Source organism: Nonomuraea sp. NPDC003804 (assembly GCF_040610675.1).
Taxonomy (GTDB): domain Bacteria; phylum Actinomycetota; class Actinomycetes; order Streptosporangiales; family Streptosporangiaceae; genus Nonomuraea.
On the sequence record NZ_JBEXMT010000018.1, the window covers coordinates 172792 to 198276 of the forward strand.

Annotated in this window: 18 protein-coding genes and 1 pseudogene; 8 read left to right on the plus strand and 11 right to left on the minus strand. The window is 69.6% G+C overall.

Annotated elements, in window-relative coordinates; translation table 11 throughout:
* Positions 1-22: 22 nt before the first annotated feature.
* Positions 23-1066 carry an RICIN domain-containing protein gene (locus ABZX22_RS24975; protein ID WP_354913161.1) on the minus strand — a complete coding sequence of 348 codons (1044 nt, stop codon included), beginning with the start codon at positions 1064-1066 and terminating at the stop codon, positions 23-25.
* A 290-nt stretch (positions 1067-1356) separates the two neighbouring features.
* The gene (locus tag ABZX22_RS24980; protein WP_354913199.1) at positions 1357-2091 is read right to left on the minus strand and encodes a serine hydrolase domain-containing protein; all 735 of its coding nucleotides are present in this window, start codon (positions 2089-2091) and stop codon (positions 1357-1359) included.
* Between ABZX22_RS24980 and ABZX22_RS24985 the strand changes: the two genes are divergently transcribed.
* Complete coding sequence (locus tag ABZX22_RS24985) at positions 2043-2207, plus strand: hypothetical protein (RefSeq protein WP_354913162.1); 165 nt, start codon at positions 2043-2045, stop codon at positions 2205-2207. The genes ABZX22_RS24980 and ABZX22_RS24985 overlap by 49 nt on opposite strands.
* A 289-nt stretch (positions 2208-2496) precedes the next feature.
* Here ABZX22_RS24985 and ABZX22_RS24990 read toward each other — a convergent pair whose 3' ends face one another.
* Positions 2497-2661 carry a hypothetical protein gene (locus ABZX22_RS24990; RefSeq protein ID WP_354913164.1) on the minus strand — a complete coding sequence of 55 codons (165 nt, stop codon included), beginning with the start codon at positions 2659-2661 and terminating at the stop codon, positions 2497-2499.
* Here ABZX22_RS24990 and ABZX22_RS24995 point away from each other — a divergent pair.
* Positions 2660-5575, plus strand: coding sequence for a BTAD domain-containing putative transcriptional regulator (locus ABZX22_RS24995; RefSeq protein ID WP_354913165.1), 2916 nt, complete (start codon positions 2660-2662; stop codon positions 5573-5575). The two genes, ABZX22_RS24990 and ABZX22_RS24995, sit on opposite strands and share 2 nt — an antisense overlap.
* Before the next feature lie 34 nt (positions 5576-5609).
* Here the strand turns inward: ABZX22_RS24995 and ABZX22_RS25000 are convergent.
* The 3 genes and pseudogenes from ABZX22_RS25000 to ABZX22_RS25010 form a co-directional block, all read right to left on the minus strand.
* Positions 5610-7666 (minus strand): annotated as a pseudogene (locus ABZX22_RS25000) (ABC transporter ATP-binding protein).
* Entirely contained in the window at positions 7663-8571 is a 909-nt protein-coding gene (locus ABZX22_RS25005; RefSeq protein WP_354913167.1) for an ABC transporter permease, read from the minus strand. Before ABZX22_RS25005 ends, ABZX22_RS25000 begins: the two are co-directional and overlap by 4 nt.
* On the minus strand, positions 8564-9544 hold the full coding sequence (locus ABZX22_RS25010; protein ID WP_354913169.1) for an ABC transporter permease: 981 nt from the start codon (positions 9542-9544) through the stop codon (positions 8564-8566). Before ABZX22_RS25010 ends, ABZX22_RS25005 begins: the two co-directional genes overlap by 8 nt.
* Positions 9545-9696: 152 nt before the next feature.
* Here ABZX22_RS25010 and ABZX22_RS25015 point away from each other — a divergent pair, with 152 nt between their 5' ends.
* From ABZX22_RS25015 to ABZX22_RS25025, 3 genes are read left to right on the plus strand one after another with little or no spacing between them, the layout of a single operon-like run.
* Positions 9697-11304 carry a D-aminoacylase gene (locus tag ABZX22_RS25015; RefSeq protein ID WP_354913171.1) on the plus strand — a complete coding sequence of 536 codons (1608 nt, stop codon included), beginning with the start codon at positions 9697-9699 and terminating at the stop codon, positions 11302-11304.
* On the plus strand, positions 11301-11453 hold the full coding sequence (locus tag ABZX22_RS25020; protein ID WP_354913173.1) for a hypothetical protein: 153 nt from the start codon (positions 11301-11303) through the stop codon (positions 11451-11453). The genes ABZX22_RS25015 and ABZX22_RS25020 overlap by 4 nt, the downstream gene beginning before the upstream one ends.
* A 25-nt stretch (positions 11454-11478) precedes the next feature.
* Positions 11479-13218, plus strand: coding sequence for an ABC transporter family substrate-binding protein (locus ABZX22_RS25025; RefSeq protein ID WP_354913175.1), 1740 nt, complete (start codon positions 11479-11481; stop codon positions 13216-13218).
* 234 nt (positions 13219-13452) lie between these two features.
* On the opposite strand, the gene ABZX22_RS25030 is transcribed toward ABZX22_RS25025, so the two are convergent.
* The 5 genes from ABZX22_RS25030 to ABZX22_RS25050 all read right to left on the minus strand — a co-directional run bounded on the left by ABZX22_RS25030 (position 13453) and on the right by ABZX22_RS25050 (position 19832).
* Entirely contained in the window at positions 13453-14631 is a 1179-nt protein-coding gene (locus tag ABZX22_RS25030; protein ID WP_354913177.1) for an ABC transporter permease, read from the minus strand.
* A gap of 2 nt (positions 14632-14633) precedes the next feature.
* On the minus strand, positions 14634-15311 hold the full coding sequence (locus ABZX22_RS25035) for an ABC transporter ATP-binding protein (RefSeq protein ID WP_354913179.1): 678 nt from the start codon (positions 15309-15311) through the stop codon (positions 14634-14636).
* The gene (locus tag ABZX22_RS25040; RefSeq protein WP_354913181.1) at positions 15304-17145 is read right to left on the minus strand and encodes a peptidoglycan-binding protein; all 1842 of its coding nucleotides are present in this window, start codon (positions 17143-17145) and stop codon (positions 15304-15306) included. The genes ABZX22_RS25035 and ABZX22_RS25040 overlap by 8 nt, the downstream gene beginning before the upstream one ends.
* A 177-nt stretch (positions 17146-17322) precedes the next feature.
* Positions 17323-18180: a hypothetical protein gene (locus ABZX22_RS25045; protein WP_354913182.1), complete on the minus strand. Its 858-nt coding sequence runs from the start codon at positions 18178-18180 to the stop codon at positions 17323-17325.
* 443 nt (positions 18181-18623) lie between these two features.
* Positions 18624-19832, minus strand: a complete 1209-nt coding sequence (locus ABZX22_RS25050) for a vanadium-dependent haloperoxidase (RefSeq protein ID WP_354913184.1) — start codon at positions 19830-19832, stop codon at positions 18624-18626.
* Positions 19833-20024: 192 nt separating this feature from the next.
* Here ABZX22_RS25050 and ABZX22_RS25055 point away from each other — a divergent pair, with 192 nt between their 5' ends.
* From ABZX22_RS25055 to ABZX22_RS25065, 3 genes are all read left to right on the plus strand, one after another.
* Entirely contained in the window at positions 20025-21707 is a 1683-nt protein-coding gene (locus ABZX22_RS25055; RefSeq protein WP_354913185.1) for a hypothetical protein, read from the plus strand.
* Between the two features lie 555 nt (positions 21708-22262).
* Positions 22263-23105: a sulfurtransferase gene (locus tag ABZX22_RS25060; protein ID WP_354913187.1), complete on the plus strand. Its 843-nt coding sequence runs from the start codon at positions 22263-22265 to the stop codon at positions 23103-23105.
* A gap of 656 nt (positions 23106-23761) precedes the next feature.
* Positions 23762-24625 (plus strand): hypothetical protein, encoded by an 864-nt coding sequence (locus ABZX22_RS25065; protein WP_354913189.1) that lies wholly within the window; start codon positions 23762-23764, stop codon positions 24623-24625.
* Positions 24626-25485: the final 860 nt, after the last annotated feature.

Consider the following 25485-nt stretch of genomic DNA (forward strand, 5'->3'; position numbering starts at 1 on the left):
CGCGGGTGGCGTCCTGCGCGGCTCACCTCAGGGCGAAGTTCTGCGTCCAGTACACGCGGTTGTCGTGGCCGGAGGCACGTCCCACGCCGATCACCCTGTACTCGCAGTTGAGGATGGCGTCGCGGTGACCCCAGCTGGACTTCTCATCGTGGTACAGCCACCCGTCCATCGCCTGGGCCAACGTCAGGTTGGTGCCGAGCGCCCAGTTCTCCGACTTCTGCGCGGGGGTGAATCTCCCGGACTTGATGCGGTCCGGTGGCATCGTTCCGTCAGAACCGATATGGCCGCGCTTGGAGTCCCCTTCCGGGTACGCGGTGATGAGTCGGGCGTAGTCGGCGGCCAGGTCTTGGCTGTGAGCTCTCGCTATGTCGCTGAGCCGAACGTCGATCCGCACGCTCGGATCGGGGCAGTGGCCTTCGTCGCGCCGTACCCGGATGACCTGGTCCACCATCTGCTGCATCTCAACGGTGGGGAAGGTCGTCGACCTCGCCCTGATCCTTTTGCCGAAATCCCAGGTCTGGTTGACGGCCCATGCGCTGGAACTGGAGGTGACACATGACCATTGCTGCAGGGGGGCGCCGACCTGTGGCGGCTTCGGAAAATTCGGATTGGCCGCATCGAGGCATTTCCGACCGTAGACATTCTGGATTCTGACCGGACCCGAGCAGTTGAGCCTGTCGGCCGAACACTGTCCGCCCTCAAGAGGCTCGCGACGCCAGTGCTGGGTCGGGTGCTCGCCGCATTCCTGCTGGTCTATCCTGACCCCGTCCTGGTGCGACGCGGGAAAGCGGAGAGCGAGGCATTTCCCCGACTGCAGCGACTTGATGCGAAAGGAGCCGTTCCAGCCGTCCGGCTCACCGATGGGCTCGAGCCTGAAGTGGTCATCTCTCGATGACCAGCGCGGATACCAGAGAACCGGCGGCGCGTCGGCGGACTCCGGCCCGGCCTGCACGAGCAGGCCGCTGGCCACGTTACCGATCCACACGGTCACGGGTTGACGGACTCGGTCACGGCCGACTTCGACGGCGTCGGAAGCCGGAAGGGTCGACGTGACGACGAATGCCATCGCGACAATTGACCGCGACGCACGCCTTCCCGTTTTGAGTACGCACGCTGCCATGACAGTGCCTCCTCTTACGAGTTGGCCATATCATCCAACTTCACGAAAACATCTTGCGCAGAACTCACCGAAATGGGCCGGCCGATTGAGGGAGCAGGAAAAGCATACCGCCGTTTCGACAGGCCTCGCCCCGCATATCACGTAATCTATGATTTGCAAATCCTTGAGTGTAACGGCCCGACGAGAATAAGGACGCCGATTCCCGGCCGGACACCTGCCTGCCGGGCCCTGCGGGCTCAGGCCCAGCCGTAGACCGATCGGATGGCCGAGGCGATCTCGTTGACCAGGTTCATGTTGTCGCCGTTGGCCAGGATCGCGTACCCGGCGCCGAGCTGCGGATAGCCCTTGAACACAGACTTGAAGCCGTAGTTGGAGCCGTCGTGGGTGTAGCAGAAGCTGTTCGTCCCGGAGCCGGCGATGAAGAAGCCGCGCCCCATGGTGGGCTGGGGGCCCGCGGTGAGCAGCGTGCGGGTGGAGGCCTTGGAAAGCGGTCCGGCGATGTCACCGGAGGCGGTCCACGCCTTGTTGAGGTAGCACACCAGGCGGCACAGGTCGAGGACGTTGGTGTAGAGGCCCGCGGCGGCCGACTCCGGGTAGCGGTTGCGCTTGCCCGGGATGACGGCGCCGGCCTTGGTGTGGCCGGCGGCCAGCTCGAAACCGGGCGACAGCGCGTACGAGCTGTTCTTCATGCCGAGCGGCGCGAACACCTCCTTGTCCATGTACTGGGCCAGCGGCAGGCCGGTCTTCTGTTCCACCATCCGCTGCAGCAGCACGAACCCCGCGCCGGAGTACCCGAGCGCGGGGCACCGACGGTCAAGAAATGCCTTCGCGAAGCATGGCAGACCACTGAGGCTTCTTGAGCAGATCAGGACAAAGCGCTGTTCGCCCGCCTGACCGCCACGCCGGCGCCGATGCTGGCGACATGGACGCTCACCACAACCCCCACAGCCTGACCCCCGAGGAGCGGGCAGACCTCACCGCCGAGGATCGGCCGGCCATGCCGCTGGTGGACGAGCCGCAGGCTGACGCTGTACACAGGCGGGCGCTGGCAGTGTTCGAGGAGCGGCGGCGCCGGGGCCCTGCCTGACCGAGCACCCTCACACCATGGGGGGCGGGTTCTTGGCCAGGCACTCGGTGGCGATCCCGCGCAGCGGCTCGGGCAGCCCGCTCAGGTCCGGCTCGTGGCGCAGCACCCGATTGATCACAGCCGGAATCGAGTCGCTCCCGGGCGAGCGCAGACGGATGCCCCCTGGCCGCCCTCCCCGAGCCGCCCCCGCACGAGGTGGCCGCCAAGCCTCCCCGGGTCTCCCTGCCACGGGCCGGGAACAGCCCGGAAGGTCCACGAAGGCGGCGCGGTCGCTGCCCGAGCCCGGTGCCTACGCGCCGAGCGTGATGCCGAGCTCCGCCTCAGCCATCTTGAAGAGGAGATCCCAGCTCTTCGCCTCGGTGTTGGTGTGGAAGGCGACGGTGCGCTCGCCACCTCGCCGGCCCGGCCACGCGGGGAGATCGGACCGGATTCGCGGCAGGAAAGCGATCTCCATGATTCGGTCGCGCGCGTTCCCCTATAGTTTCGGCCCGGGGGTGTTCGTGGCGGTACGGGTGGCTGTGCTGGGGCCGGTGCGCGGCTGGCGTGACGGTGCGGAGATGCGGCTCGGGCCGCCGAAGCAGCGGGAGCTGCTGGCGGTGCTGGTGCTGGCCGGTGAGCGTACGGTGCCGATCGAGGGAATCGTCGACGCCCTGTGGGACGACGAGCCCCCGGCTTCGGCGGTCTCGATCGTGCGCACCTACGTGTCGCTGCTGCGCAAGGCGATAGGCCATGAGCACCTGGTCTCGCGGGGACGCGGGTACGCGCTCACCGGCGTCGACACGGATCTGGCCGACTTCGAGAGGCTGACCCGCCAGAGCGCCTACCGCGAGGCGTTGGAGTTGTGGACGGGTGAGCCTCCCGGCCTGCGCGGACCTCACCTGCGCCGCCTGGAGGAGGCCAGGCTCCTGGCCATCGAATCGGCCTGTGCCCAGGAGCTGGACAGCGGGCAGGCGCCAGGTCAGGTCCTGGCAGAGCTGGCCGAGCTGTCGGCGCGATATCCGCTGAGGGAGCGGTTGCGGGCCTTGCTGATGCGAGCCCTGGCCGCCGGCGGACGCCGTCCTGAGGCGCTGGCGGTCTTCGCCGACCTGCGGCAGACGCTCGCCGACGAGCTGGGCATCGACCCCAGCCCCGAGGTGGCCGAGCTGTTTCAGCGCCTGCTGAGCGCCGACGACGTTCCCGCGCCCGCCGCGATGCGGGTCCCGGCGCGCCCGGCGCAGTTGCCGCCCGTTCCTGCCGACTTCACCGGCCGCGCCGAGCTGGTCGCCGGCCTGGTCGCGACGTTGGCGGCGCACGCTGGGCAGGCGCCCATGGTCACGGTCATGACCGGCATCGGCGGCGTCGGCAAGACCACGCTGGCCGTGCGGGCGGCGCATGCCGTACGGGAGCACTTCCCGGACGGGCAGCTCTTCGCCGACCTGCAGGGCGCCGGAACCGCGCCGGCCGATCCGGCGGCTGTGCTGGCCGCCTTCCTGCGGGCGCTGGGCGTCGCCGACGAGCTCCTGCCCGAAACCCTGGAGGAGCGGGCGGCGCTGTTCCGCTCCACGGTGGCCGATCGGCGCGTGCTGGTGGTTCTCGACAACGCCCATGATCGCGCACAGGTGTTGCCGCTGCTGCCGGGCTCGTCCTCCTGCCGGGTGCTGGTGACCAGCAGGGCACGCCCCTACCTCCTGCCGGGCGCCGGCCTCGTCGAGGTGGACGTGCCGCCCACCGCCGAGGCGCTGGCGCTGCTGGAGCGGATCGTCGGCACCCCGCGGGTGGCCGCGGAGACGGCGGACGCCGAGCACCTGGTCGAGCTGTGCGGGCGCCTGCCGCTGGCGGTGCGGGTGGCCGGCGCCCGGCTCGCCACCCGCCACGGCTGGCCGATCCGCGTGATGGTCGACAAGCTGGCCGACGAGAGCAAGCGGCTGGGCGCCCTGCGGACCGCTGACGTGGCCGTGAGTGCCGCCTTCGAGCTGTCGTATCGCCAGCTCGATCCCTCCCAGGCCCGAGCCTTCAGGCTGCTCGCGCTGTCGCAGGGGCCGGACCTCCCGCTGGCGGCCGCCGCCGCGATGCTGGACCTGAGCGAGGTCGAGACAGAGGATCTGGTGGAGTCGCTGGTGGATCTCAGCCTGCTGGAATCCCCCTCCCTCGGCCGCTACCGCTACCACGACCTGCTGCGCGCCTACGCACGCTCGCTGGCCGAGCCCGACCGGCCGGCGCTCGCCCGGCTGCTGGAGCACTACCTCGCCACGGCAGGCAACGCCTTCACCACCCTCAATCCAGGCGATCCCTCGGCCGCCTCGGTGACGGCTGAGGGAGGGCTCACCTTCGACACGATCGAGGCGGCCACCGCGTGGGTCGCCCGTGAGCGGGAATGCCTCATCCGGGTACAAGCGATGGATCTCTCGAGCGAGCTGCAGATCCTCGACCTGATCCTGCTGCTCGCCTATGAGTCCAACAGCCTGGTGCCCAGGTTCCACGACCTCGCCGCCCGCGCCGCTACCGCGGGCGAGGTCTTCGTCGAGGGGCGCGCCCGCGCCTCCCTCGCCCATGTCCTGCGAGACGCCGGCCGCCTGGACGACGCGATCGCCGAGTGCGCCGCGGCCCTGGAGGTCACCCTGCGCGCGGGCGACATGAACCACCATTGGGTGGCTCTGTCGACCATGGGCGTAATCCAGGCCGATCGTCACGACCGCCAGGATGTGGCGCTCGACAGTTATCGGCAGGCCGCGGCAGGCTTTCACGAGCTCGGCGAGCGCTATCAGGAGGCGGCCATGCTGTATGGCGTCGGCCAGCGGCTGGCCTCCCTGGAACGCTATGACGAGGCGATCGAGACCCTCCATGAGGCCGAGACCGTCATGCGGGCCCACCTGGGCGACGACGTCCGCGACCCGTACGCCGTGGTCGCGATGGCCAAGGTGTACACCCGCGCCGGACGCCACCATGAGGCGCTTCCCCTGCTGCGGGAGGCGCTGGCGTTGTTCCGGCAGCGGCGCAATTTCTCGTGGGAGCAGTCCACACTGATCTACCTGGTCCGGGTGCTGCTCGCGCTGGATCGCGCCGCCGAGGCTCTGCCCCACGCCGAGGCGGCCGTCGTGCTGGCCGAGGAACGCCGCGGCGGCGGCTGGGCCGACGGCGCGTCCTGGAGCGAGCTGGGCCAGGTGCTGCACGCCCTGCGCCAGCACAGCCGGGCGCGCTCGTGCTGGGAACGGGCGCTGGAGCTGTACGAACAACTTCCCGCCAAGGCCGCGGAAGTCAGAGCGCTGCTGGAAAGGTCCGTCCCGAGGGGGCCGGCCCAGGCTGAGCGACAGCCGTCTCGCGGCCACGAGAACAGCTCAGCGGTGGGCGACACCGGCAACGCCGCAAGAGACGCGACAGCGGCCCGGTAGGACGCCTGTGCCGGCCACGGCCGGCTTGACTGCTTCACCCGGCGGCGGCCTCCGCGTAGTGGCAGGCGACCGGATGGCCGTGGCCGCGCTCGGCCAGGTCGGGCGGCTGCTCGACGCAGACCGTCCGCTCGGCCTCGGTGAGCCGCGTGAACTTCGGGCAGCGGGTGCGGAACCGGCAGCCGCTCGGCGGAGCGGCCGGGTTGGGCACGTCGCCGCCGATGACGATCCGCTCGCGCGCCCTGACCCGTTCGAGCCGCGGGTCGGGCAGCGGGATGGCCGAGATGAGCGCCTGGGTGTAGGGGTGAGCGGGCCGGTCGAACAGCTCGTCGGTGTCGCCGACCTCGACGATCCGGCCGAGGTACATCACCGCGACCCGGTGGGCGATGTGCCGGACGACCGACAGGTCGTGGGCCACGAACAGGTAGGCGAGACCCAGTTGCTCCTGGAGGTCCTCGAGCAGGTTCACCACGCCCGCCTGGATCGAGACGTCGAGCGCCGACACCGGTTCGTCGAGCACGATCAGCTCGGGCCTCATCGCCAGCGCCCGGGCGATGCCGACGCGCTGGCGCTGGCCGCCGGAGAACTCGTGCGGGTACCGGTTGCCGTGTTCGGGGTTGAGCCCCACCGTGGCGAGAAGCTCCCGTACCCGGTCCGGGCCCTCCTGGCGGTAGGTGTCGTGGATGCGCAGCGGCTCGGCGACGGCGTCGCTGACGGTCATGCGCGGGTCGAGGGAGGCGTAGGGGTCCTGGAAGACGATCTGCATGCGCTGCCGCAGCCGGCGCATCTCCGCGGCGCCGACGGTCCCGAGATCCAGGCCATCGAACACCACGTGCCCGGAGGTCGGCGGCTGCAGGTTGAGCACGGCCCGCCCGGTGGTCGACTTGCCGCAGCCCGACTCGCCGACCAGTCCGAGGGTCTCACCCCGGTGCAGGTCGAAGGAGACCCCGCAGACGGCGTGCACCTGCCCCGCCGTACGCCGCGACAACCCCTTGCCGCGTACCGGATAGTGCTTGACCAGATCTCGCACCGACAGCAGCGGCGACCCGTTCATCGTGCGCCTCCAGGGTGGTCGGCCGAGGTCAGGGCGAAGACGTCCTCGGGACGCCGCCCTTCCAGGTCGGCGGAGAAGTGACAGGCGGCCAGATGGTCCGGGGCGGAGGCGGCCAGCAGCTCGGGCTCGGCGCTCTCGCAGACCTCCTGCCGCATCGGGCAGCGCGGCCCGAACGGGCACCCCGGCGGCAGGTCGAGCAGGGACGGCGGCGAGCCGGTGATCGGGACCAGCCGCTCGCCCCTGCGCGCGTCGTCCAGCCGGGGGAGGCTGCCGATCAGGCCCAGCGTGTACGGCATGCGCGGCTCGTAGTAGATGGAGTCGACGTCTCCGAGCTCCACCGGCCGGCCCGCGTACATGACGAGGACCCGGTCGGCCGTACCGGCGACGACGCCCAGATCGTGGGTGATCAGCACCATGGCGGCGTCGGTCGCGGCCCGCGCGGTCTCCAGCGCCCGCAGCACCTGCGCCTGGACGGTCACGTCGAGCGCGGTGGTGGGCTCGTCGGCGATGATGACGTCGGGGTCGTTGGCCATCGCGGTGGCGATGACGACGCGCTGGCGCATGCCGCCGGAGAACTCGTGCGGGTAGTCGCGGGCGCGTTCCCTGGGCCGGGGGATCTGCATGATCGCCAGCAGCTCGATCGCGCGTTCGCGGGCGGCCGCGGCGCTGACGTCGTTGTGCGCCCTGACCGCCTCGGCGATCTGGTCGCCCACCGGGTAGACGGGGTTGAGCGAGGTCATCGGGTCCTGGAAGACCATCGCGATCCGGCCGCCGCGGATGGTCCGCAGCTCCTTGTCCGGTGCCCCGACCAGCTCCTGGCCGCGGAAGCGGACCGAGCCGCCGACCTTCGCCGAGCCCGGCAGCAGGCCCATCACCGCCATCGAGGTGACCGACTTGCCGGAGCCCGACTCGCCGACGATGCCGAGCACCTCGCCCCGCCGCAGGGTGTAGCTGACGCCGCGCACCGCTCTGACCAGGCCGTCTTCGGTCGGGAACGACACCGTGAGGTCCTCGACCTCCAGCACGATCTCGCGGGTCATGGGCGCACCTTCCGCTGGGTGGGGTCGAAGGCGTCGCGCAGCCCGTCTCCGATGAAGTTGATGGTCAGGGCGATCACCACGATGAACGCGCCGGGGAAGTAGAACAGCCAGGGCCGGGTGCTGACCGCCGTGGTGGCTCCGCTGACCAGCAGGCCGAGCGAGGTGTCGGGCGGCTGGACGCCCAGGCCGAGGAACGACAGGGCCGTCTCGACCAGGATGGCGGCCGCCACGAGGATCGTGACGTTGACGATGATCGGCCCGAGCGCGTTGGGGATCAGGTGCCGGAAGATGATCCAGCGGTCGGTGGCGCCGAGCGCGCGGCCGGCCTCCACGTACTCCTTCTCCCGCAGCGACAGCACGACGCCGCGCACCACGCGGGAGACGTACGCCCACTGCAGGGAGGCGATGACCAGGGCGACGAACCACCACGAGCCCGAGGTGCCGCGGGTCAGCACCGCGGCGACCGCCAGCAGCGGCAGGGTGAGGACCAGGTCGGCGAACCGCATCATCACGCTGTCGACGACACCTCGGTAGTAGCCGGAGAAGGCCCCCCACAGGGTCCCCACCAGCCCGGCCAGCAACGCGATGAGCAGGGCGATCTCGATCGAGCGCTGGGTGCCGCGCAGCACTTGGGCGAAGGTGTCGTGGCCGAGGTTGTCGGTGCCGAAGGGATGCTCGAACGAGGGCGGCTCCGACACCGCCGAGGTGATGTCGGCGTAGTCGTGGCGCCAGAGCGCGCCGCCGGCGAAGGCCAGCAGGACGACGGCGACGAACAGCACCAGGCTGATCACCGCCGCCCTGTGCCGCAGGAAGCGGCGCAGCACCAGCTCGCCCTGGCTGCGCCGGCGCACGACGGCAGCCGACGGCGAGGGGCGGACCGTCATCGCCTCGGTGTTCTTACTCATAGCGGATCCTCGGGTCGAGAAGGGCGTACAGGAGGTCGGCGATGAGGTTGAACACGATGACCGCCACGGCGACCACGAGCAGCCAGGCCAGCACCGCGTAAGCGTCGCGCTGGTTGACCGAGGTGACGAGGAAGTCGCCGAGCCCGCGCCACTGGAAGACCGTCTCGATGATCACGGCGCCGGAGATCAGGGAGGCGAAGTCGAGCGCGGTCACCGTGGTCATGGGGATGAGCGCGGTGCGCAGCGCGTGCCGTACGACCACGCGTCTCCGCGACAGTCCCTTGGCCCGTGCGAACAGCACGTAGTCGCTGTTGAGCACGTCGAGCATCGAGGCGCGCTGGAACCGGCTCCACGCGCCGAACGAGATCAGCGCCAGCGAGATCGTCGGCAGCACCATGTGACCGGCCGTGTCGGCCAGCTGTGCCCAGGCGCCGCCGTCCACGACGACGGATCTCTCGCCGATCGTGTACACGACCTGGTCCCCGACGAGCTGGTTGAGCGAGATCCCGCCCTGCTTGAGCAGGACGGCGAACCAGAACGACGGCATCGACAGGAACAGGAAGGCGGCGAAGGTGAACCCGTAGTCGACGCCCGAATACTGCTTCACCGCGCTGAGGACGCCGACCACCACCGCGAGCAGAAGGGCCAGGACGACGGCCACGGCGATGAGCCGCAGTGTGACGCCGAACCTGGCGGCGATCTCGTGGCCGATGTCCAGGTTGGTCCGCACCGAAGGGCCGAAGTCCCCGCGGGCCACGCCGGCCATCCAGGTCCAGTAGCGCTGCAGCACCGGCTGGTCCAGGTGCAGCCGGTGCTCCTCGACCGCGATGACCTGCGGGGACGGGGGCGGGTTGCGGCCCTTGAGGTTGGCGAGCGGGTCGCCGGACATCGTCACCAGCAGGAACACGACGAAGGTCGAGGCCACGATCACCGGCAGGGCGACCAGGAGGCGGCGGAACGTATAGGTGAGCACGGTCGGATCACCGCTCTCTGTCGCGGGTGAGCTGTGGTCACTCAGTGCAGTCGTTTCGGCCGGCGTGCACTTCGTCGTACGCGACGTAAGATCGGCGTCAGTTCATCGGATCCGATGAACACTCGGCGCGCCCGGCGTCGCAGGATGACCGCATGTCGGCTTCTCTGGTGATCCGCGGTGGCACAGTCCATGACGGCAGCGGCGGCCCCGGCCGCGTTGCCGACGTCCTGGTCGAAGGCGATCGCATCGTCGCCGTCGGCCCCGAGGCGGGCGGCCACGACGCGCCCTCGCTGGACGCGACCGGGCTGGTGGTGGCGCCCGGGTTCGTGAACGTGCTCAGTCACGCGTACTTCACCCTGGAGACGGACGGCCGTGGCCTGTCCGACCTCTACCAGGGCGTCACCACCCAGGTCTTCGGCGAGGGAATCTCGATCGGCCCCTTCACCCCCGCCGTCCGGGCCGAGCTGGAAGCGGTCTTCGGTCCCGCCACTCCCCCGCTGGTGTGGGAGCGGTTGTCGGAGTTCCTGGCGCACCTGGAGAGCAAGGGCGTCGTCCAGAACGTCGCGAGCTTCGTCGGCGCGGAGAACCTGCGCATGATCGGGGCCGGCTCGGAGGACCGGCCGATGACCGCCGCCGAGCTCTCCCATGTCCGCGGCGTCCTGGACGAGGAGATGGCCGACGGCGCGCTGGGCCTGGGATCGGCGCTCATCTACCCGCCGGGATGCTTCGCGCCGACCGACGAACTGGTCGCGCTGTGCGAAGTCGTCGCACGGTACGACGGCATGTACATCTCCCACCTGCGCAGCGAGGGCGACCACTTCCTCGACGCGGTCGACGAACTGATCGAGATCGGCCGCCGCGCCGAGGTACGGGCCGAGATCTACCACCTCAAGGCGGCCGGACGGCGCAACTGGCCGAAGATGGCCCGCGCCGTGGAGAAGGTCGAGGCCGCCCGCGCCGCCGGCCTGCCGGTGACCGCCGACATCTACCCCTATCTGGCCGGGCAGACCCACCTGGCCGCCTCGATACCGCCGCATTTCCACGAGGGCGGCCACGAGGCGCTCGTGGCCCGGCTGGCCGACCCGGCCGAGCGCGCCCGCATCCACGAGGGCGTGCGGACGCCGTCGGAGCGGTGGGAGAACATCTACCTGGCCTCGGGCGGCGCGGACGGTGTGATGCTGCTGCCCGACCCGAAGGGGCCGGTGGCCCGCTACCGGGGGCTCAGCCTCCAGCAGACGGCGGAGGAGCGGGGCGCCGACCCGGTGGAGACGCTGCTGTGCCTGGTCGAGCAGGATCCGTCGCTGCACGCCATGTACTTCATGATGGACGAGGAGGTGCTGCGAACCGCGCTGCGCAACCCGTGGGTCTCCGTCGGCTCAGACGCCGAGACCTTCGCCGCCGAACCGCCCCACACCGACGTTCCCACCCATCCGCGTGCCTACGGGACGTTCGCCCGCGTCCTCGGCCGATACGTGCGCGAGCAGGGGCTTCTCACGCTCGGCGAGGCCGTACGCCGGATGACCAGCCTCCCGGCCGCCAACCTCGGCCTGCGCGACCGTGGTCTGCTCACCCCCGGCGCCTACGCCGACATCGTCGTGTTCGACCCCGCCACCGTCGGCGACCTCGCCACCTACGAGGACCCGCACCGCTACGCCCGCGGGATCCGGCACGTGGTGGTCAACGGGACGGCCGCGCTCGCCGACGGCGTCCCCACCGGGCAGTTGCCCGGCCGGGCGCTGCGGCGCGGCAGGTCACGGTGAAGGAGCAGGCGGAGCAGGTCCTCGGCCGGCTCGGCGCGCGAGCCTGGGTGCACGCCATCGACCCCACCCCCAACGCCCCGCACCTCGACACGCTGATCGGCTGGGCGGCTGCCGAAGCCGTCGCTCAGCTGCGCGGCGAGCGCCACTGAACCTTCTCACCCCTGGGAGCCGACCATGGCTATCCGCAGAACGAACTCGATGGCGCTGACGGCCGGCGCCCTGGCGCTGCTGCTCACCGCCTGTGCGGGCGGCGGCGGCGCGAAGACGGCGACGTCCGGCGACGGCCGCGTCACCGGCGAGCTGAACACGGTCAACGCCACCACCGCCGTCGGCACCGGCGGCACAGTGACCTACACGATCACCTATCCGATCTCGAACTGGAACGTCCTGAACACCGGCGGCGCCACCTACTCGGTGATCGACATCTCCAGCGTGCTGCTGCCGAACGCGTTCGTCATCCAGCCGGACGGGACGGTGGCCCGCAACGAGACGCTCGTGACGAGCGCGGAGAAGACCGCCGACAAGCCGCAGACGATCACGTACACCATCGACCCCAAGGCCGTCTGGTCCGACGGCACGCCGATCACGGCCGACGACTTCGCCTACACCTGGCGGGCGCTCAACCCCCGCCAGTGCCCGAAGTGCCAGGCCGGCAACACCGCCGGCTACGACCGGATCACCTCGGTCAAGGGCTCGAACCAGGGCCGGACCGTCACCGTCGTCTTCGACCGGCCGTACGTCGACTGGCAGGCCCTGTTCTCGCCGATCCTGCCGGCCCACGTCGCGAAGACCTACGGCCCCACCGACACCCCCGCCGGCCTGGAGAAGAGCTTCAACGAAGGCTTCGCCAAGTCGGTCCCGAAGTTCTCCGCGGGCCCGTTCAGGATCGAGGAGTTCACCGCCGACGGCTCGGTGGTGATGGTCCGCAACGAGAAGTGGTACGGCAAGGCGCCACACCTGGACAAGCTCGTCTTCCGTCTCATCACCGACGTCTCCCAGCAGCCGACCTCGCTGGCGAACGGCGAGGTCGACGTGATCTATCCCAACCCGCAGGTGGACATCGTCCAGCAGGTCGACGACCTGCCCGCGGTCCGCTACCAGGTGACGCCGAGCGCGTCGGTTCACCAGATCTGGCTGAACCACAACGCCCCGGCCCTGAAGGACGTCGCCCTGCGCAAGGCGATCTTCCAGGCGGTGAGCGTGAAGGACCTGATCGCCAAGACGATCGGCCAGTTCGACAGCACCGCGGAACCTCGGCTGAGCCAGATGTTCCTCAGCGGGGCGCCCGGCTACGCCGACGTGGTGAGCGCCTTCGAGTACGGCATCGGCGACGCCGAGAAGGCCAAGAAGACGCTGACCGACGCCGGATACACCGGAGTCGGCACGAAGCTCGTCGCACCGGACGGCAAGGCCGTGGGCACGCTGCGTTTCGCCGTCCAGGCGGGCGACCAGCTGCGTGCCAGCGAGGCACAGCTGGTCAAGGCCGCGGTCGCCCCGCTGGGCGTCGACGTGCAGGTGGCCACGGTGTCCAACACGATGGACGCCGTCCAGGAAGGCAACTGGGCGCTCACGGTGGGCACGGTGTCGCAGTCGCCGTTCACCGCGACCAGCAACATCCCGTACTTCCTGAGCTGCGAGGAGGGCGCGAGCTTCTGCCGCTTCAACCTCGGCAACTACGGCAACCCCAAGGTCGACGAACTCCTCGACGACGCCCTGTCGGCGACCGACGCCGAAGAGGCGACCAAGAAGCTGCAGGAAGCCGACAAGATCGTCTCATCGGACTATTCGATCCTGCCGCTCTACCAGAACAGGTCCTTCCTCGCCTACAACGCGAAGCTCGGCAACATCCGCGACAACAGCCTGGCGTTCCCGACCTACAACAGCGAGCAGTGGGGCCTGCTGAACGGCTCATGACCTGCGGTGGGCGCTCTTCGGCTCAGTTCCGGACATCTTGATCACCAGTCTGTTTCGGCCCCACTCTGAGTGCAGACGATGAACGACGAACCGGGGTGGCCTGTGCGAGTTGCAGCCTTGCAGTCGAAACTGGACGGGTGGCGGGCGGGTGGCCTTCCTGCAGCGATAAACCCGCGCAGCATGCCAAGCAATGTGGCGATCGCGGGCCGCTCACCCCCGCCGGCCGGTCGCCGGTCAGCGCAGGGCGTCGACGGGCTCCATGCGGGCGGCGCGCAAGGCCGGATACAGTCCCGCCAGAAGCCCGACCAGCGCGCCGACCGCGGGGGCGGCCAGGGCCAGACGGATGTCCAGCACCGGGGTCCACTGGCGGACGGCCGCCACCACGACGACGGCGACGGTGCCCAGGCTGGCGCCGATGACTCCACCGGTCAGGCCGATCAGGCTGGACTCCAGCAGGAACTGAGCGGCTATGTGGCGACGGGCGGCCCCCAGGGCCCGGCGCAGGCCGATCTCGGCGACGCGTTCCATGATGGTGACCAGGGTGACGTTGGCGATCCCGACCGCGCCCACGATCAGGGAGACCAGGCCGAGGATGAGGAACAGGCCGTTGACGTCGTCCTGGGCGCCGTCGCGGGCGCGCTTGGGGCTGGGCGGGGCGATCACCTGGAGTTCCCCGGTGTGGTTGGGGCTGAGGGCGAGGGGGGCCTGGCGGGCGATCAGCTCGGCGGCGCCCAGCTGGGTGCCGACCAGGACGCGGGTGACGTTCTTCAGGCCGAAGTCGGGGCCGAGGGTGGGCGGCACCAGGACCGCGCTGGCGAGGATCTGCTCGCGCTGCAGGCCGCCGATGATGCCGATGACGGTGTAGGCGCGGTCGTTGATGAACACCGCCGGCGCGTGGTCCAGCCGGGTGATGCCGAGCATTGCGGCGGCCTGCTCGCCCAGCACGACGACGCGGTCGCCGCGGGTGAGGTGGCCCGCGTCGTAGAAGCGGCCGGTCAGCAGTCTGCCGCGGGTGGTGGCCGGCAGGTCCGGGGTGGCCGCGACGACGGCGAGCGTCTGCCCGGCCACCTGGGTCGGGTCGAGCAGGTTGTTGGCGGTCACCACGAGGTTGGAGCTCTTGTCGCTCTGCGCCAGCGCGGTGGCCGATACCACGCCGCGCAGCCGCCGAAGTTCCGCGGCGGCCTCCCACGACACCAGGGCCTGGCGGCTGTTCTGCGGCACCTCGACGGTGACACTGGTGGCCAGCAGTTCGTCGAAGCGGCCGACGATCTGGTTGCCGGCGGTCGCGGCGATGCCCATGGTGACCACCAGCGTGGTGATCCCCAGGACGGTGCCCAGGGTGGTCAGGGCCGATCGGACGGGACGGGCCAGCATCCCCGCCAGGGACTCGGCCCACAGATCGCGGATGTTCATGCTCACCCCTGCTCGGTCAGGATGCCGTCGCCGATGCGCACCCGGCGCTTGGCGTGGGCGCTGACCTCGTCCTCGTGTGTGATCACCAGGATGGTCAGGCCCTGGGAGCGCAGCCCGTCGAACAGGTCGAGCACGGCCTCGGTGTTGCGGCTGTCGAGGTTGCCGGTGGGCTCGTCACACAGCAGCAGGGACGGACGGGCCATCAGGGCGCGGGCGATGGCCACCCGCTGGCGTTCGCCGCCCGACAGGCGGTCCGGCCGGAAACCGATGCGGTGTCCCATGCCCACCTGCTCCAGGGCCTGCTCGGCACGGGCCAGGCGACCGCGGCGCGGGTGCTGCCCGTAGACCTCGGCGAGCATCACGTTTTCGGCCACCGTCCGGTGGGGGAGCAGGTGGAAGGACTGGAAGACGAACCCGATGCGCGCGCCGCGCAGCCGGGTTCGCGCGCCGTCGCGCAGGGCGGTGGTCTCGATGCCGTCCAGCCGGTACGAGCCCGAGCTCGGCCGGTCCAACAACCCGAGAATGTTCAGCAGAGTGGACTTGCCGGACCCGGACGGGCCGATGATGGCCACGTAGTCGCCGTGGTCGACGCGCAGTGTGACGTCGTCCAGCGCGCGCACCGGCGGGTCGGCGGGGAACTCCCGGCAGACGCCGGTCAGCTCGATGACGGGCTCAGGCATCGCTCACCACGACCCGGTCGCCTTCCTTGACCGTCCCGGCCTGCACGGGCGTGATCTCCACGTTGCCGTCGGCGGTCAGCCCGGTGCGCACCTCGACCTCGCGGGTCCTGTCGCCGTCGAGCGCCACCCGCACCCGGGGACGGCCGTCAGCGGAGGTGACGACGGCGGCGACCGGCACGCTGAGCACCTCCCCTTCGGTCGAGCCGACGGAGATCCGCACCGTCAGCGACGAGCCGACCAGCGCCTTGAGCCCCTTGGCGGTGTCGGGAGTGAGCAGAACCGGCACCGAGCCGGTGTCGGGCGTGTCCTGCTTCTCGTCTTCCTTGTCCTGCGAGGTGACGCGGGCGGCCTCCCCCGTGGCGGCCAGCCTGGCCTGCAGCAGGGTGCCGTCGAGGGTTTCCATGGTGGCCTTCTGGTTCCGGCGCAGCAGCTTGGCCTCCTTGGCGTCCACCGACCCGGTGATCGCGAAGGCGGAGCTCGTCACGGTGGCGACCTTGGACTCGATGGTGTCGCCGGGCTTGACCTCGGCCTTGTCGATGCGGGCCGGCAGCGTCGGGAGGAAGACGACCTCGCCCGCCGGGAGACTGACGCCGTAGGTCTTGAGGAACCCGGCCAGCATGTCGCGGGCGTCGGCCAGGCCGGCGGCGCTGTTGCTGACCTTCATCCGCAGCGGCGAGACCTCCCGGGCCCTGCGCAGGCTCTGCTTGGCGGTGGCCTCGGCTTCCTTGGCGGTGCGCACCCCCTTGCGCAGTTCCTCCAGCCGCTTGTCCTGCTCGTCGCGGACTTGCTCGAAGTAGTCGTCCACGGCCGTGCGGGCCTCGTCCAGGGCCTGCCGGGCGTTGGCGAGCTTCATCTCCAGCAGGCGGGTGTCCGTCGAACGGAACGGTGTGGGAGTGGGCAGCGGTGGTGCAGGTGGTGACGGGGTGCCGGAGGGTGTGCCGGACGGCGTCGGCGCGGGCGGCGGCGCCGGCGGCGGGGTGTTGTTGTTCTGCTCCATGGCCTCGGTCAGTTCCTTCTCGGCCGCGAGCACCGCTTCCTCGGCGGTGCGCACAGCCTGCCGCAGGCTCGTCAGCTTGGCGGCCTGATCGGGCGTCATGTCCTGCCGCATCGCCTCCCGCAGCGCCCGCTCGGCCGAGCGCAGGTCGCGGCGGGCGTTGTCGAGGCGCAGCTTGAGCGGCTGGACATCGAGACCCTCATCCAGCGCCTTGCGGGCCTCGGCCAGCTCCGCCTGCCTGTTGCGCACGGTCTCGCGATAGGTCTGCAGGTTCTTGCGCGCCTCCATGTCAGGCTCCTGGGCCTGGTAGCCACGCTTGGCGTACCAGCGTTTCACCGCGGTGACGGTGGCCTGGTCGAAGACGCCCGAGACAGGTACCCGCACGCCCTTGCGGCGCAGCGCGCGCTGCAGTTGGCGGACGTCGTCGCCTTCGGTGCCCGGCACCAGCGGCCGGTACATCGGCAGCCGCCCGCGAAAGACGAACACCGGCCGCCCGTTGACCTGCATCAGCACGTCACCCTCACCGATCGGGCCGGTTTGGGGCGCCTTGGTGACGCGCTGGGGCGTGCCGCCGCCTCCGCCCGTACCGCCGCCTCCACCCGTGGCGCCGGTCACACCGACCGTGCCGGCTAGCGAGACCGGCAGCGGGGAGCCGTAGGTGAGCGTGCCGTTGACGGTGACGGTGCTGGTGAGCTTCCGCCGTTCGACCAGTGCGGTGACCAGGGACGGCTTCGGTGGGCGGCGCGCGGCCAACTGGTCGGCGGGGGACCGCAGATCCGCACCCACCGCCCAGCCGATGCCGGCGAGCGCCACCACCGCGGCCACGACACCGGCCAGCACCTTGTTCCTCGAGAGACCGGCCTTCGAGGCACCCGACCTGCCTGTGCCTGAACCGCCTGGACCGCCGGGTCCGCCGGGCTCCGCGGCCGGCTCGCCTGCGGACGCCCTGAACTTGCGCATACTGAACTCGCTTCGATGGAAAGGGAGGGAGGGATGGAAGCGGCGGGCCCTCAGGGGCTATCCCGCGACGGCCATGCCCATGCCCGCGACCGGGCCGGCCTGCTCGTAGACGGCGTTCAGCTTGGGCCGGAAGGCGGCGTAGAAGTCCTTGCCGCACTCCAGGTCGTCCAGCGCGGCCTTGATCTCGCGCGTCAGGAGAGGGCGGGCCTGCTCGGGCGTGGGTTTCTCGCCGAGCTTTCTCAGCTCCTGCCCGAACGGCCCCTCGGTGCTGTTGGCGATCTCGACGGGTCGCTGGGAGGTGACCGTGAAGCCCTTGCCCTTGAGGCAGTCGGCGAACCGGCCGGCCAGCTCCACCAGGCGGGCGTCGCCGTTCAGCTCGCGGTTGATGGCCTGCTTCATCATCTCGGACTGGGCCTTGGCCGCCTCCTGCATGGAGGTCATCTTGCGGCCGGTGGCCTTGTTGAGCATCTCCAGCATGCACGCGTCCATCCCGGCGAAGTAGGCCTCCCGCTGTGCCTTCGACAGCCCGGCGATGACCTTCGCGTTCGGGTCGTCTCCCGGGCCCTCAATGGTCCGGGAGACCATGCGCCCGCCCGGGTCGTTCGGATAGACGATCGAGGCGGCCCAGCCGAAGCCGTACTTGCTCCGGTGCTTCTTCATGGCCTCGTAGTCGCCGGACATCTCCTTCTTCTGCGCTTCGGGGAGGTCCGGCGCGGAGACGATCGGGTGGTAGGTGAAGCCCTTGCCCTTCATGCAGGCGGCGAGCTGGGCCTGGCTCTGGCGCTGCTTGTTCTGGGGATCCACGGAAGGAGCCGCCGAGGGCTGCGCCTGACCGGTCGAAGCGCAGCCGGTCACAGCGGCCAGCAGGGCCGCGCCGGCCACCACGGTTGCGAGCGATCTGTGGGAGTGAATCATGGGGGCCTCTCGCAGGTGACAAGGGGATGAGCGGGCAGCACGAAGCACCGCGGCGCAACCGTGCAGTCAGGCCCGCTCATCGGAGTTCGTCCATCGGGGTTGGCTCGCGGTACTGGGCCGCGAAGCCGGTTCACCTTCCCGTGGGCTTGCTGAAGCGAACCTGAACGCACCTGAAGCGCGGTGCACGGATCGAGGGCAGCGAGCGACCGCGTACGCCCTCGACTCCCCCTACCCGGCCTTCGTCACCGCGGGCCTGCTGACGGCGGCGGCTGAGATTGCACTCTTACCGCTCTTGGAGAGGCCTAGGGACGAAGGTGAGAGGCTTGCCGGGCAGGCGCTTGATCCTGATGATCCCGTTCGGTCGGCGTCGTACTGGATCACGCCTGTACTCCAGGCCGCCCAGCCGGTCGGGTTGACTGGGCGGCCCGAAAACGGTCCTCGGTTCAGCGGAACAGCGCCTGGGCCCTGGGCAGGCCCCACAGGGCCACGCGGTCGCCGAGCCGCGCGCCGCTCTCGTCGGAGAAGCGGAAGTGGATGCCCGACCAGACTCGGCCGTTCACGTTGTCCCTGGTGAGCTGCCGCCACTCGGTGTAGGTGCGGCTCGTACCCGCCGGACCCGTCATCTGGAACGGCGCCGTCCTGGGGCCGGCCAGCCGCGTGAGGACCTGTTCGGCAGCGCCCGCGTAGGTGGAGTGGCCACCGGGGTACTCGGGGTGCGCGGGCGTCGTGATCAGCGGCTCCCAGGCCGGGTCGCCGCCCTCTCTGATCGCGGTGATCGGCCGCCAGCGCGTGTAGGTGTACTTGGCGTCGAACACCGCGATCTGCGCGTCCACGGTCACCGCGTGGAAGACGGCGACCAGTTCGGCGCGCCGAGCGGGAGATCCGCCGGCGTGCGCGACGGCCGCGCGCAACGCCTGGGTGTAGCCGGACAGGGAGGCCTGGGACCACAGCGTCGCGGTCGCCGTCTGCTCCGGCGTCCGTACCGCGCTGTCCTTGACGCCGTAGGCGCGCACCTCGGCGAGGTCCCTCAGGTACCGCGCCGAGTCGAGGGCGGGGGCGGAGCCTGGACGGAACCGGTCGGCCTGGCCGAGCAGGAACGTCCTGCCACGAGCCTGCCCTGCCTGTACCGCGCTCTCCTCGCCGGGAGGCGTCGGCCGCCACACGCCGGGCGCCGCAGGCGGAGGCGTGTAGGGGGTGTTGACCGACGCGGCGTCGAGGCCGTCGCCGGCCCGTTCCGCCAGGGTGCGGCGGGCCTGCTCGCGCCCCGCCAGCACGCCGCGGTCCCTGGCGGCCCCGGCGGGGACGCGGTCCAGCGTGCGGGCCAGCGCGCTGTCGAGCGTGCCGGTCTGGCTGGGGACGAGCGCCGCCAGCGAGTCGTGCACGGCCTGCGCGAGCGCCGCGTTCTGGAAGTCGCGGGACCGGCTGTCGCCTCGCAGCGCGCGGCTCGCGGCGATCCAGGCGATCGCCCACGCCCGGCCGTTGGTCACCTGAGGCGTCTGCCGGGTCGAAGGCGGGATGACGGACGCGGACACGTCAAACCATTCCAGGACCGTGTCAGCAGGAGCGCGTCCGGCGGACCAGGCGGGGGCGGACGTCCCCGCCAGGGTGGAGGTCATGGCCACGAGCCCGGCCAGGAGAGCTCTTCGTCGCACGGAGATTTTCCCTTCTGCGGATGAAAGCTGCGCAAGGGGATACGGAGCCCGCCCCGCCGGCGTTGGCCGTGGACGCGGACAGCTCCACGCACCCGGCGCCTGCTGAATGACCTGCCCCGTGATCCCTTCAAGCAGATCCGCTGTCAACCGACTGGTTATGGATCGTCAATCCGAGCCCGCCACCGTCAGCTCATGCCCTCGAGAACCCTTGCGGCCCTGACGGTCGCCGTGATGCTCACCGCGACCGCGACCGCGTGCTCGGACACCGAGGACAGCGGCGGCAAAGGAAACCTGACCTATGGAACGGCCATCGACGACGCCCCCACTGGGGAACTCATCGCCGACAGCGGCTTCCGACCCGAGACCAACGGTTTCGGGTTCGAGAACTACGGCGGCGGGGACGAGACCAACCTGACCTCCCAGGAGGTCCACAACCTGTTCGGCGACGCCGTCTGCATCGACGCGGAAACCGAGTCCTGCGAGCTCATCCCGCAGGCCGAGGCGTGGATGGAGCACACCAACAAGTCCATGGACGCCGGCCATTGCTACGGCATGTCGCTGACCAGCCTCCAGATGTGGCAACAGACGCTCAACGCCTCGGACTACGGCGCCGACACCACCCCGGAACTGGCGAAGGAGGACAACCAGCCCCTCCAGAGCGTCATCGCCCAGAACTTCGCCACCCAGTACGGCGCCGTCGTGAAGCAGCAAATGATCAAGGGCACGCCCGGCCAGATCGTCGACCGCCTCATCCAAGCCTGGTCCGCCGAGGAGAAGGAGGGCATGTCGCTCGGCTTCTACAAACGCGACGGCTCCGGCGGCCACGAGATCACGCCCTACGCGATCGAGAAGGCCGGCGACGGGCAGGTCAACATCCTGGTGTACGACAACAACTACCCGGGCGTCACGCAGAAGGTCAGGGTTGATCTGACGCGCGACACCTGGGAGTACAAAACCACCACCAAACCCGGCGAACCCGTCAACCTCTATGAGGGCGACGCCGAAACCCGCACCCTGGAACTGACCCCTGTCGAAGCCGTCACCGAGATCCAGCCCTGCTCTTTCTGCGGCAGGAACGACGACAGCGAGCAGAGCGGCAAGGGCTCCGCCAAGGGCGAACCGGCCGCCGACATCAAGCTCGTCTACCTGGACGGCGACGCCGCCAACCACCCGCACCTGCTCCTGACCGATGACGCCGGCCGCAGAACCGGCTACGTCGACGGCGAACTGGTGAACGAGATCCCCGGTGCCGCAGTCGGCAAGCCCAAGGGCGGCAAACCCGGCGACGACCCCGAACCCGAGTACACCATTCCCGGCGGCAACCACTTCACCATCACCGTGGACGGCGGCCATCTGACCAAGGACGTGAAGGACGTCCAGGTGGGCATCATCTACGACGCCTTCGACGTCGCCGCGGAGCAGATCCAGCTCCGCAAGGGAGCCAAGGACGTCTTCGACGTCAGTGCCGACATGAGCAAGTTCGGCTACACCGCCAGCGACACGGTCTCCCCCGTCGTCCACTTCGGCGCCAGCATCTCCGACGACGAGTACCTCACCTTCAACGTCTCCAACTCCGCCGACGTCGCCGGTAGCACGATGAGCGCCGAACTTCCCCTGGACGGCAAGCGCTTCGGCCGCTTCATCCTGGACACCAGCAAGGTCAAGGGCGACAGCGCAGCCTATGGCATCGAGGTCATCTACCAGGACAAGAAGGACGAGATCCGGTTCACCACGGACGACGTGGAGATGAACACCGGCGCCAAGGCCGCGGTCCGCTGGGACAAGGTGAATGAGAAGCGGCCGTACATGCCCCTGCTGGTTCAGGATGCGGGCGAGCGGACCTGGAGCAAGCTCGAACCGGCGGTCAATGAGTGACCCGTTCGAGGCAGGTGGCTGCATGAGGAAGACGGCGGAAACCTGTGACGGAAGCACACGATCGCGAGGCTTCGGGTCGTGGGACGCCCCGGAGAACCGCCTTCTCGCCGCCGCCTGCGGCATGCCTGCTTGCGCACGCCGAGGCTCAGCCTTCGGCACGCCGACGCCCTCGAATGCGTCAAGCGCCGCCGACCACGAGGTGCGCGCCCCTTCCGGCTGACCAGGCGTGAGCGTGGTCAAGCATCGCGACCGCTCTGGCCGGTCGGCGGCTGGTGCGACAAAGATCGGCAGGGCAGCACCGCGTGTGGACGGTGTCCCCTGCCGGCACGGACGTCTTTCAGACGTGGCGAGGAGCAGCGTGCCGGCGCCTGTCGTGAGCTGATTCCACTTCGGCAGAGGTCTCCCCGTCGAACGTGGTCGTCCTCTGGCTCCTGCAGTCACGAACTTGATGATTGATTGACGGTCTCCCAGATCCGTCATGGGCCCTGTCATCCGACGTCAATCCGCCGGCTTCACGCTGGACCCAACAAATGTCCGGATAGAGAGGGCTTTCCCATGAGCAGGGACACAGCGCTGGTGGACGCTGACTGGGCGCAGGCGCATCTGAGCGACCCCCGGGTGGTTTTCGTCGAAGTGGACGAGGACACCTCCGCCTACGACAGAGGTCATCTGCCGGGAGCGGTTCGCCTGGCTTGGACCACGGACCTGCAGGATCCCGTCCGGAGGGATTTCGTCGACAAGGCCGGGTTCGAAAGGCTGATGGCCAGAAAAGGCATCTCCAGTGATCACACGGTGGTGCTCTACGGGGGCAACAGCAACTGGTTCGCGGCCTACGCCTACTGGTACTTCACGATCTACGGCCACGCGGACGTCCGGCTGCTCGACGGCGGACGTAAGAAGTGGGAGCTCGATGGCAGGGCGCTCACTCTCGATGAGCCTGCCCGCCGGCCCACGGCCTACCTGGCCCACGAGCCCCGCACCGACATCAGGGCGTTGCGGGAAGACGTGATCAAGGGCGTCGGCAGCGTCAAGCTGATCGACGTGCGCTCGCCCGACGAGTACGCGGGCCGCCTGCTCGCCCCTGCCCACCTGCCTCAGGAGGGTGCGCAGCGGCCTGGACACGTGCCCACCGCCACGAACGTTCCCTGGTCCAGGGCCTGCGCTTCCGACGGCACGTTCAGGTCCCAGGAAGAGCTGCGCGCGCTCTATGGCGAGCCGGAGGGCCCAGTGATCGTCTACTGCCGGATCGGCGAGCGCTCCGCGCACACCTGGTTCGTCCTGCACGAACTGCTCGGCCTGCCCGAGGTACGCAACTACGACGGGTCGTGGACGGAGTACGGCTCCCTCGTCGGCGTCCCCGTCGAGCTGGGCGACGGCCGGATCTGGGACAACGTCTGAGTGTCTCTGGCAGGCTCACCCAGCGGTGCCGCCCGTTGGCGGGCCTTGGCGCCCGCCGACGGGCAGGATCGCCGACGCCCCTGCCAAGAACGGGGCGTGGGTGATGACGCGCATACGACACAGCCTGTACGGGGGTACCGGCGAAGGGATGCCGCGGGCAGCAGGGACTTCAGGAACTCCTCGAGCGCACGTGCGGAGACGCCGCCCCGTGTCGTGTAGAACGCCGTCAGCTCGGCGCGCCCTTCGCGCAAGGACGCTGTCACCGCGCACTGGACCACGGCATGGTGCCTGCTCAATGCCGCCTCTATCTCCCCTAGCTCGGCACGGATACCGCCGAGCTTCACCTGACGATCGCGCCGCCCCAGGTAATGCACCACGCCGCCGTTGACACGAACGAGATCTCCTGTGCGGTAAAGACGTCCGGTGGGGGGACTCGGGGTCGAGGACGTCGAGGATGACGGTCGGCACCAGCTCGACCACGGTGGTCCCCGTCCGCTCCAGCAGCTTGAGCAGCCGTCGCGGGAAGACGATGTCGATGCGTCCGCCTGCCATCAGGGGGCCAGCATCTGCCATACGGAGATGTCGAAGACCAGCGGAGCGGTGAACGCGGTGACGTCCTGTGCCGTCAGCGTCAGATCGGCCAGCTTGGCCAGCAAGTGGTTGGCCATGCCCGCTCGGCCGAGCTCGATCGGCTGCTCGCCGCGGAGCCGATGGACCTCACGCCCGTGATTCGCACGCCGTTCGACCAGGCGGCGCTCGAGACGACAGCGCGATACCGCGGCTTCTGTGACAGATCCCTGGAGTACTGGAGAGGCGTGTTGACGACAGCGCGCCCGGCCATGTTCCCGACGAGGCGCTTCGATTCGACGGACTCGTTCTACATGGTGAAGTTCGCCTTCCCGGGGATGGGGGATGCGGTGCACCAGATGTCCGAGGAGTTGGGTGTTCCCTCCACAGCCGTGTTCCTCGCGTCCGCCGTGTCCGCTCTGGGGAAGGTTCTCGCCATACCGCGGGTGACCATCGAGGTGACGAGCGGAAATCGCTTCACGCAAGCGGACCGCTCATACGTCGGATCATTGACGCAGCGGGGTGTGCTTTCGGTGGACGTGTGCGGCGGAAGCTTCGCGTCCATTGTTCAAGCCGCCCATCGGGGCCTCTACATGGCCTACAGGCACGCTCGATACGATCCCGTGTCACTGGCCCGCGTCGTCAGCGAAGTCGCCCGGGCGCGCGAGACCTCGCTGGATCTGTCCTGCGCCTTCAACGACGTACGTTTGGCCCCCGAGAGCCGCCGCCGCGGCAATGGAGAATCGCCCCAGCCGGCGACGACGCGCGACGACGCGCGGAGAATCGAGTGGACCGGCCCGCTGTCGACCCAGGAGAACATGAAGTTCTACGTGCGGATCGGTGGTGACGCGTATCGGCCGGTCGTCGAACTCACGGTGGACACGAGGTACGTGTCCAGGGAGGTCGTCATGGACTTCTTCTCGGCCATGGAGGAACTGCTGACCGCCACATAGTCCACCCGACGTTCGCGAGCGGCGCCGGAGTCCTTCTTCCGCGGCCCGGCCAGCGTCATGACTCTTCGCGCACGTGCCAGACACCGCGCCGCTCAGCGTCCCGGGCGGCGGCGCCCAGGTTCCGCAGTCGATAGTCACACCTGAGCCCGGATTTGGGTGTCGACCTGGGGAAACGCGTGTAGGGCCGGGGAGGGTCGCGTGTCTACGCCCTCTGCGGCCGGTCGCTGATCGTGTCAGGTGGGTTCGAAGACGGAGACTGCGCCTGCCGAATACCTCGCCCACGCAGTTCAAGCGGCACGTGAGTATTCGCGGAGGACTCCGCCGAGCCGGTCTCGTCGGCGTATGGTCAGCCAGGTCGACGAATCGCTCTGGACCGGCAGTCGAACCCGGTACGGCATGGCGTGGCACCGGGCGACATTCGTGGGCATTTTGAAGGCGGTATTTGCGGACAGAATGACACTTTGACCCATAGCGCGGCACGGCTCGGCATAATGTCTGTCGACTTTTAATCCACAGGTGCCGGGGTTCCGTTGCAACCGAGATGTCGACGGGGCCAGCCACGACCGAATCGGGCAACCGACCTGGCGCGGCCGCATGACGCCGCCCCCTTGCGGGCTCGCGCCCACTCTCAACTACACGGCATTGCTGCTAGGCAACGCTCCGCGCGTGCACAGAAAGCGGCCCGCAGCATAGAAGCACTTGGTCCTTCAATGATCATCTCGACGACCCAAGTTGACGTCGCCGAACTAAATGATCTACCTGCCATGTCAAGTTCCGGTACCCGGGTGACGGTGTAGTTCCGGTAGGTGCGTGACAGACCGGCCGTGTACGGGCTCCGGGCTCGCGGAAATGGGCGGCGC